This window comes from Micromonospora sp. NBC_01412 (assembly GCF_045040215.1).
Classification (GTDB): domain Bacteria; phylum Actinomycetota; class Actinomycetes; order Mycobacteriales; family Micromonosporaceae; genus Micromonospora; species Micromonospora rubida.
This window is the reverse complement of the sequence record NZ_CP109528.1, coordinates 7865395-7875638: the sequence shown is the minus strand read 5'-3', so window position 1 is coordinate 7875638 and position 10244 is coordinate 7865395. Positions and strand designations below refer to the sequence as shown.

The 10244-nt window shown below is 75.8% G+C and carries 1 protein-coding gene; it reads left to right on the top strand.

All coding sequences use genetic code 11. The features are described from left to right. Positions 1–46 precede the first annotated feature (46 nt). Positions 47–10234 (top strand): type I polyketide synthase, encoded by a 10188-nt coding sequence (locus OG617_RS33880; RefSeq protein WP_405097233.1) that lies wholly within the window; start codon positions 47–49, stop codon positions 10232–10234. The last annotated feature ends 10 nt before the right edge of the window (positions 10235–10244 follow it).

The following is a 10244-nucleotide window of genomic DNA, read 5'->3' as shown; positions in this document are numbered from 1 at the left end:
CAGCCCGGTGGACCGGCCCGGTCCTCGACGAAAGCGGGGGAGCCCGGTGAGCGAACAGAAGCTCCGCGACTACCTCAACCGCGTCATGATCGATCTGCAGCGCACCCGCCGGCAGCTCGCCGAGGCCGAGGCCGCCGGCCACGGGCCGGTGGCGATCGTGTCCATGAGCTGCCGCTTCCCGGGTGGCGTACGCACCCCGGAGCAGCTGTGGGACCTGGTCGCCGACGGCCGCGACGCGGTGACGGCGGTGCCCGGCGACCGAGGCTGGGACGTCGTCGGGCTCAGCGCGGGCAACGTGCCCTGCCAGGGCGCCTTCGTCGACGGGATCGCGGACTTCGACCCCGGGTTCTTCGCGGTCTCCCCGTACGAGGCGATCGCGATGGACCCGCAGCAGCGGCTGCTGCTGACCACGGCGTGGGAGGCGATCGAGCGGGCCGGCATCGATCCGGCCTCGCTGCGCGGCAGCTCCACCGGGGTGTACGCCGCGGCCGTCGACCAGGGGTACGCCCAGCTCGGCGTATCCGCGGTGCCCGCCGTGCGGAACTTCGTCGTGACCGGCAACTCGATGAGCGTGCTGTCCGGGCGCGTGTCGTACGCGCTTGGGCTGGAAGGCCCCGCGCTCACCGTGGACACCGCGTGCTCCTCCTCGCTCGTCGCCCTGCACCTGGCCGTCCAGGCGCTGCGCCGGCGGGAGTGCTCCCTGGCGCTGGCCGCCGGCGTGACGCTGATGTCCCTGCCGCTGGTGTACGCGGAGTTCAGCCGCCAGGGCGCGATGTCCCCCGACGGCCGCTGCAAGGCGTTCTCGGCGACCGCCGACGGTACCGGCTGGGGCGAGGGTGTCGGCGTCCTGCTGCTCGAGCGGCTCTCCGACGCGCGTCGCCACGGGCATCCGGTACTGGCCGTCATCCGTGGCTCCGCCACCAACTCCGACGGTGCCAGCAACGGGCTCACCGCCCCGAACGGCCCGTCGCAGCAGCGCCTCATCCAGGCGGCGCTCGCCGATGCCGGCCTCACCGCCGCCGAGGTCGACGCGGTCGAGGCGCACGGCACCGGCACCACGCTCGGTGACCCGATCGAGGCCGACGCGGTGCTCGCCACGTACGGGCAGGACCGGCCTGCGGACCGGCCGCTCCGGCTGGGCTCGCTGAAGTCGAACATCGGGCACACCCAGGCGGCGGCCGGGGTGGCCGGGGTCATCAAGACCGTGCTCGCGCTCGGTCACGGCGTGCTGCCCCGCACGCTGCACGTCACCGAGCCCACGCCGCACGTCGACTGGTCCACCGGCCGCGTCGAGCTGCTGACGGAGAACCAGCCGTGGCCCGAGTCCGGCCGGCCGCGCCGCGCGGGTGTCTCGGCGTTCGGCATGAGCGGGACGAACGCCCACGTCATCCTCGAACAGGCGCCAGCACCCGAACCGGTGGGCACCGGGGAGCGCCGGCCAGCGGCCCCGGTCGCGCCGTACGTCGTCTCCGGGCGTACCAGCGCAGCCCTGCGCGACCAGGCGGTGCGGCTCAGCGGGCAGCTGGCCGCCGACCCGGGCGCGGACCTGGCCGACCTCGGCTTCTCGCTGGCCACCACGCGCACGGCGTTCGAGCACCGGGCGGTGGTGGTGGCGGGGGACCACACCGAGCTGCTTGCCGGGCTCGGCGCCCTCGCCGCCGGCCCGGCTCCCGCGCCCGGCGTGGTCACCGGAGGCACCGCCGCCGGTGCCGGCCGGACCGTGCTCGTCTTCCCGGGACAGGGCGCGCAGTGGGACGGCATGGCCCGCGAGCTGCTCGCCGAGTCCCCCGTCTTCGCCGCCGCGATCGCCGAGTGCGGCCAGGCCCTGGCCGAGTTCGTGACCTGGTCGCTGACCGACGTGCTGCGCGGCGTGGCCGGGGCACCCTCGCTCGACCGGGTCGACGTCGTGCAGCCGGCGCTGTTCGCGATGATGGTGTCCCTCGCCGCGCTGTGGCGTTCCTGGGGCGTCGAACCCGCCGCCGTCGTCGGACACAGCCAGGGCGAGATCGCCGCGGCCGTGGTCGCGGGCGCGCTGTCGCTGGCCGACGGCGCAAAGGTCGTGGCGCTGCGCAGCCAGGCGATCGGCGTGCTCGCCGGGCTCGGCGGCATGGTCTCCCTGGCCGTCGGGCACGACCGCGCCCACGCCGAGATCGCGCCCTGGGGGGACCGCATCTCCGTGGCGGCCGTCAACGGCCCCGGCACCGTGGTGGTCTCGGGCGACCCGGACGCGCTCGCCGAACTGGTGGCCCACTGCACCGCCAAGGGTGTGCGCGCCACGCTGCTGCCAGTCGACTACGCCTCCCACTCGGCGCACGTCGAGCGGATCCGCGAGGACCTGGCGAAGGCCCTCGCCGGGCTCACCCCTCGCGCGGGCGACGTCCCGCTGTTCTCCACGCTCACCGGTGAACGGCTCGACACCAGCGGCATGGACGCCGGTTACTGGTACCGCAATCTGCGCGGCACCGTACGGTTCGACGACGCGATCCGCGAGCTGGCGCGGCAGGGCCACGACGTGTTCGTCGAGGTCTCGCCGCACCCGGTGCTGACCGTGCCGGTGCAGGACACCGTCGAGAGCGTCGGCCTGACCGGCGCCGTGGTCACGGGCACGCTCCGGCGTGACGAGGGCGGCCTGCGGCGCGCGCTGACGTCGGCGGCCGAGCTCTGGGTCCACGGCGTCACCGTCGACTGGACCACCGCGTTCCCGAACGCCCGCGCGGTGGGGCTGCCCACGTACCCGTTCCAGGAACGCCGCTTCTGGACGGAGGCCGCTCCCGCCTCGGACGCGTCCACCGACGACGGCGAGTTCTGGGAGCTCCTCGCCCGCGCGGACCCGGAGGAGCTCGCCGGCGTGTTCGCTGTCGACGCCGAGCCCCTCGGCCGGGTGCTGCCCGCACTGCGCTCCTGGCACCAGCGCCGCCGCGAGAGCGCCACACTCGACGCCCTCCGCTATCGCGTGACGTGGCAACGGCTCTCCGACCCCGCGGTTGCCACGCTCGCCGGCCGGTGGCTGCTGGTGCTGCCACCGGGGCACGCCGACCTCCCGTATGCCGCCTGGGCCGCTGAAACCCTGGCAGCCCTCGGCGCCGCCGTCACCACCGTCGAGCTGACCGACGACGACGTGGACCGGACCCGACTGGCCAGGCGCCTCGGCGCCACCGACGCCGGGGAGCCGCCGGCCGGGGTGCTCTCCCTGCTGGCGCTGGCGGAACGGCCGTACCCGGACCACCCGGCCCTGCCGGTGGGTGCCGCGCTCACCGTCGCGCTCGTGCAGGCGCTCGGCGACACCGGCTCGACCGCGCCGCTGTGGTGCCTGACCGCCGGCGCGGTCTCGACCGGCGCCACCGATCCCCTCACGGCACCCCGCCAGGCGCTGGTCTGGGGCACCGGCATGGTGGCCGCGCTCGAACAGCCGCAGCGCTGGGGCGGCCTGATCGACCTGCCCGCCACCGGGGACGACGGCGTCAGGCAGCGGCTCGGCGCCGCGCTCGGTGCTGGTGGCATCGGGGAGGACCAACTCGCGCTCCGCCCGGGCGGCCTCTTCGCCCGCCGTCTCGTGCCCGCCCCGCGCCCCCTGGACGCACCCTCCCGTTCGTGGCGCCCCCGAGGCACCGTGCTGCTCACCGGAGGAACCGGCGCGATCGGCCCGCACCTGGCCCGGTGGCTGGCCCGTGGCGGCGCCGAGCACCTGGTGCTGCCGGGACGCCGGGGCGAGGACGCCCCCGGCGTGGCCCAGCTGCGCGAAGACCTGGCCGGGCACGGCACCCGGCTGACCCTGCCGGTCTGCGACCTCAGCGACCGTGACCAGGTCGAGCGGATGCTCACGGAGCTCGACGAGCAGGGCACCCCGGTACGCGCGGTGCTGCACGCCGCCGCGTCCATCGCGCTCGGCCCGCTCGGCACCACGCCGCTCGGCGCGTTCGCCGACGTGGTCGCGGCCAAGGCGGCCGGCGCGGAACACCTCGACGCGCTCCTCGACCGGGAACTCGACGCGTTCGTGCTCTTCTCCTCGATCGCGGGGGTCTGGGGCAGCGGCGACCACGGTGCCTACGCCGCCGGCAACGCCTACCTGAACGCGCTCGCCCAGCACCGCCGCGCCCGGGGACTGACCGCGACGACCGTCGACTGGGGCGTCTGGCGGTCCGGCGTCCCCGGTCGCCCGATCGGGACGGGCGACGGCGCCGACCTGTTCAACCTGGACGAGCACGGCCTGCGCCGTCTCGACCCCGGCACCGCCGTCGCCGCGCTGCAGCAGGTCCTCGACGACGACGAGACCGTCATCGCGGTCGCCGACGTCGACTGGGAACGGTTCGCGCCGGTGTTCACGTCGGCCCGGCCCAGCCCGCTGCTGCGTACGATTCCCGGGGCGAGCGAGGTCGGGGCGAACGACGCCGCCGCGGCCGCCTCCCCGCTGGGCGGCCGGTTGTCCCGGATGACGCCCGCCGAGCGCGCTCGTGCCGTGCTGGATCTGGTCCGGGCGCAGGCCGCGGCGGTTCTCGGCCACGACTCGCCGCAGTCGGTCCCGGTCGGAAAGGCGTTCCAGGAGCTGGGATTCGCGTCGCTGACCGCCGTCGAGCTGCGCAACCGCCTCAACGACGCCACCGGGCTGCGGCTGCCGTCCTCGCTCGTGTTCGACCACCCCAACGCCGGGGCGCTCGCCGCGCACATCACCGAGGAGTTGCTCGGCGGGCCGGCCGCCGTACCCGGCACCGACGCCGTAGCGACGGCGCCCGTGGCCACGGACGACGACCGGATCGCCATCGTCGCGATGAGCTGCCGCCTGCCCGGCGGAATCGACACCCCGGGCAAGCTCTGGCAGCTGCTGGTGACCGGCGGTGACGCCGTCACCGGCTTCCCGTCCGATCGCGGCTGGCCGGGCGACGAGCTCTACCACCCGGACCCCGACAACCCCGGCACCGCGACGACCCGGCACGGCGGCTTCCTGCACGACGCCGGTCAGTTCGACGCCGCGTTCTTCGGCATCTCGCCGCGCGAGGCGATCGCGATGGACCCGCAGCAACGGCTGCTGCTCGAGACGTCGTGGGAGGCGCTGGAACGGGCCGGGCTGGATCCGGAGAAGCTGCGCGGCTCCCGAACCGGCGTCTACGTCGGCGTCAACTACGGCGACTACGCGTCCGCGGTGGCCCGGTCCGGAGACGGCGAGGGGCACCTGCTCACCGGCAGCGCGGCCAGCGTCGTGTCGGGCAGGGTCGCGTACACGTTCGGGCTCGAGGGCCCGGCCGTCACGGTGGACACCGCCTGCTCGTCCTCGCTGGTCGCGCTGCACACCGCCGCCCGGGCGCTGCGCGACGGGGACTGCTCGCTGGCACTGGTCGGCGGTGTGGCGGTGATGGCGACGCCCGGCGCGATAGTCAGCTTCTCCCGGCAGCGCGGGCTCGCCGCCGACGGCCGGTGCAAGGCGTTCGCCGATACCGCCGACGGCATGGGCATGGGCGAGGGGATCGGCGTCCTGGTCGTCGAGAGGCTCGCCGACGCCCGCCGCAACGGGCACCCGGTGCTGGCCGTGCTGCGTGGGTCCGCGGTCAACCAGGACGGTGCCAGCAACGGCCTCTCCGCCCCGAACGGCCCGTCCCAGCAGCGGGTCATCCGGGCCGCGCTGGCCGACGCGGGACTCACTTCGGGTGACGTGGACGTCGTGGAGGCGCACGGTACCGGCACCACGCTCGGCGACCCGATCGAGGCGCAGGCGCTGCTGGCCACGTACGGGCAGGACCGGCCCGCCGGCCGGCCGGTGCTGATCGGCTCGCTCAAGTCGAACATCGGCCACGCCCAGGCCGCCTCGGGCGTGGCCGGGGTGATGAAGACCGTGCTGGCGCTGAATCACGGCATGGTCCCGCCGACGCTGCACGTGGACCGGCCGACCGGCCACGTCGACTGGGACCGGGGCGCCGGCGAACTCGTGACCGGCCTCGTGCCCTGGCCGGAGACCGGGCGCGAGCGCCGGGCCGGGGTCTCCTCGTTCGGGCTGAGCGGCACGAACGTCCACGTCATCCTGGAACAGGCACCGGAACCGGACCCACCGCACTCCCCGACCGTCGCCGGAGCGCGGGCGGACACCGCCGCGCGCCGCGGATCCGGGCCCGGGCCGGACCACGGATCCGGGCCCGGGCCGCTGCCGTGGGTGCTGTCAGCACGCACTCCGGCCGCGCTGGCCGACCAGGCCGCCCGGCTGCGGGAGCACCTGGACGGCGTCGACGGAGCCGGGCCGGCGGACGTGGGGCTCTCCCTCGCCGGCCGGACGGCGTCGACGCATCGCCTCGTGGTCGTCGGCGAGGGTGACGAGCTGGACTCAGCTCTGCGCGCGGTCGTCGAGGGCACCGGCGGTAACGCGGCGGTCTCCGGCGTGCCGGACCCCGAGAGCCGGGCCGTGTTCGTCTTCCCCGGCCAGGGTTCCCAGTGGGCCGGGATGGCCCGGGCACTGCTCACGGACTCGCCGGCCTTCGCGGACCGGATGGCCGAGTGCGACGCGGCCCTCGCCCCGCACGTGGACTGGTCCCTGCTCGACGTGGTGCGCTCCGCGGCGCCGCTCGACCGGGTCGACGTGGTCCAGCCGGTGCTGTTCGCGGTGCTGGTGTCGCTCGCCGCCGTCTGGCGCTCGTACGGTGTGGAACCTGACGCGGTCGTGGGCCACTCGCAGGGTGAGATCGCCGCGGCCGTGGTCGCCGGCGGACTGTCGCTCGACGACGGCGCCCGCGTCGTCGCGCTGCGCTCGCGGGCCATCGCCGAGCTGGCCGGCACCGGCGGGATGGTGTCGGTCACCCTGACCCGGGAGCGGGTCGAGAAGCTGCTGGCACCGTGGCACGGACGGCTGTCCGTGGCCGCGGTCAACGGGCCGTCCACCGTGGTCGTCGCCGGGGAGACCGGCGCGGTCGCCGAGCTTCTCGCCGTCTGCGACCGCGAGGCCGTCCGAGCCCGCCGCATCGACGTCGACTACGCGTCGCATTCGGCGCAGGTCGAGCGCGTCGAGGCGGGGCTGCTGCGGGCCTTGGCGCCGATCGCGCCGCGTACCGCCACCGTGCCGCTGTTCTCCACCGTCACGGGCGGCTGGCTCGACACCGCCAACATGGGCAACGCCTACTGGTACGCCAACCTGCGCGGTACGGTCGGCTTCGAACCCGCCGTCCGCGACCTGGCCGAGCAGGGCTTTACCACGTTCATCGAGGTCAGCCCGCACCCCCTCCTCACCGCGGCGATCGAGGAGACGATCGAGGCCGCCGGCCGCGACGGCGTGGTGCTCGGCACCCTGCGCCGCGACGAGGGGGACCGGCGCCGTGTCCTGCTCTCCCTCGGCGCGGCCTGGGTCGCCGGGCGGCCCGTGGACTGGCCGGCCGTGTTCGCCGGCACCGGAGCCCGGCGCGTCGAGCTGCCCACCTACGCGTTCCAGCGCCAGCACTACTGGGCGAGCCCGGCGGCCGGGTCCGGTGCCGAGGACGTCGCCGCTGCGGGCCTCGACCCGGCCAGGCATCCGCTGCTCAGCGCGGTCACCGAGGTCGCCGGCACCGGCGAGATCCTGCTCAGCGGGCGGCTGTCGGTGCGGACCAACCCGTGGCTCGCGGATCACGCCGTGGCGGGGGTCGTGCTGCTGCCCGGCGCGGCGTTTGTCGACGTGGCGCTGCGGGCCGCCGCCGAGGCCGGCTGTGCGCTGATCGAGGAACTCACGCTGGAGGCGCCGCTGGTGCTGCCGCCCGGCGCGGCGGTCCGCCTTCAGGTCGCAGTGGGCCCGCCGGGCCCGGACGGCGGCCGCACGCTCGCGGTCCACTCGCGGGCGGAGGACGTAGCGGGTTCCTCCTGGACCCGGCACGCGACCGGCAGCGTGGCCGAGCACGCCCGCCCGGCCACGGCCGGCCCGGAGAGCTGGCCGCCGCCGGGCGCCACCGCGGTGGCGGTCGGCGACCTGTACGACGGCTTCGCCGGCTCCGGCTACGAGTACGGCCCGGCGTTCCGCGGGGTCCGGGCCGCCTGGCGCTGCGGCGACGAGATCCTCACCGAGGTGGCTCTGCCCTCGGGCGACGACCTGGGCGCTGCCGCCTACGGGGTGCATCCCGCACTGCTCGACGCCGCCCTGCACGGGATGTGGATCGGGCCCGGCGGCGACGCCGGGGTGCCTGAGCCGGGCACCGCGCGGCTGCCGTTCTCCTGGACTGGTGTCACGCTGCACGCGGTCGGCGCGACGCGGCTGCGCGTCAGGCTGCGGTTCGACGCCGGTGGCCAGGTGACGATCGATGCGGCGGACGCCCACGGACAGCCCGTGCTTTCGATCGACGGGCTGGTGACCCGGCCGGTCCGGACGGACTCGCTGACCCCGTCGGCGGCGTCCGGCGTACCCGAATCGTTGTTCCGGGTGGAGTGGATCCCGCTGCCCGGCGTCGCGGCGCAGCCGCCGCCGTCCGGGCGCTGGGTCGCGATCGGACCGGCCGGCCTGCTCCCCGACACGTACGCCGGCCTGGCGGAGCTCGGCTCCGCGCTCGACCGGGGCGCACCCGTGCCGGATGTCGTCTGCGTCGCGAGCCGGTTCGCCGGGGACGACGCCGGAACTGTCCGGACGGCGACGACCGTCGCGCTGATCCTGATCCAGCAGTGGCTCGCCGACGACCGGTACGCGGACAGCGCGCTCGTGTTCGTCACGGTCGGGGCCGTCGAGGCGATCCCCGGTGAGGGCGTCGCGGACCTGGCCGGCGCGGCGGTGCGGGGGCTCGTCCGCTCGGCTCAGTCGGAGCACCCGGGCCGGTTCACGCTGGTCGACACCACCGACCCGGACGAACTGTCCACGCTGCTGCCCGCAGGTCTCGCGGCGGCCGAACCCCAGCTCGCGATCCGGGGCACCGCGCTGCTCGGCGCCCGCCTGGTCCGCGTCCCGGCGGTCGCCGACCCGGCCCCGCCGCCGTTCGACCCGGGCGGCACGGTACTCGTCACGGGCGCCGCCGGGGTGCTCGGCGGCCTGGTGGCCCGGCACCTCGTGGCCCGGTACGGGACACGTCACCTGCTGCTGCTCAGCCGGCGGGGAGCGGACGCGCCACGGGCTGCGGGGCTGCTCGCCGACCTGCGGGACCTGGGCGCCGAGGCGACGTTCCGCGCCTGCGACGTCGCCGACTCCGACCAGCTCGCGGCGGCGCTGGCCGGCGTCCCCGCCGATCGTCCGCTGACCGCGGTGATACACGCGGCCGGGGTGCTCTACGACGGCGTCGTGGCGTCGCTGGACCCGCAGCGCCTCGACACCGTGCTGCGGCCCAAGGTCGACGGCGCTCTCCACCTGCACGAGCTGACCCGGGATCTGCCGCTCGCGGCGTTCGTGCTGTTCTCCTCGGCCGCCGGGGTGATCGGCACCGCCGGGCAGGCCAACTACGCCGCAGCGAACGCCTTTCTGGATGCGCTTGCCGCCCAGCGGCACGCGCGGGGCATGCGCGGCCAGTCTCTCGCGTGGGGGCTCTGGGAGCAGCGCAGCGAGATGACGGGCAGCCTCGGCGACACCGCGCGGCAGCGGTTGACCCGGGGCGGCGTGGTGGCGTTCTCGGATGCCGAGGGTCTCGCGCTGCTCGACGCGGCGCTGGGGGTGGACGAGGCGGTGCTGGTGCCCGTACGCCTGGAACCGGGCCGGCTGCGGGGGGCGACGACCGCGGCCGACCTGCCCCCGCTGCTGCGCGGGCTGATCCGGGGCGTGGTCCGGCGCGCGGCCGGAACCGGCGCCGCCGACGTCACCGGGGCGACCGCACTGCGCCAACGCCTGTCCACGCTGTCGGCCGCCGAGCGCGGGGCGTTGCTCGAGGACATCGTCCGGGACCGGGTCGCGCAGGTGCTGCGCCACCAGGGCGCCGACGCCGTCGACCCCGCGCTGGCGTTCAAGGACCTCGGGTTCGACTCGCTGACCTCGGTCGAGCTGCGCAACCAGCTCAACGCCGTCACCGGGCTGCGGCTGCCCGCGACGCTCGTGTTCGACCACCCGACACCCGAGGCCGTGGCGGCGTACATAGCCGGGCGGGTGGTGCCGGTGGCCGCCCCCGAGGCCCCGGCCGCGACCGTCGACGACGAGACGGTCCGCCGCCTGCTGACCACGATCCCGCCGCAGCGCCTGCGCACCGCCGGCCTGCTCGACGCCCTGCTGCGGCTGCGCGAACCGGAACCCGCGGCGACAGCCGGTGCTCCGGACGAGCCCGCATCGATCAGGGACATGAACGTGGACGACCTGGTTCGGATGGCACTCGGTGACGGCCGTGCCTGACCAGTCCGAC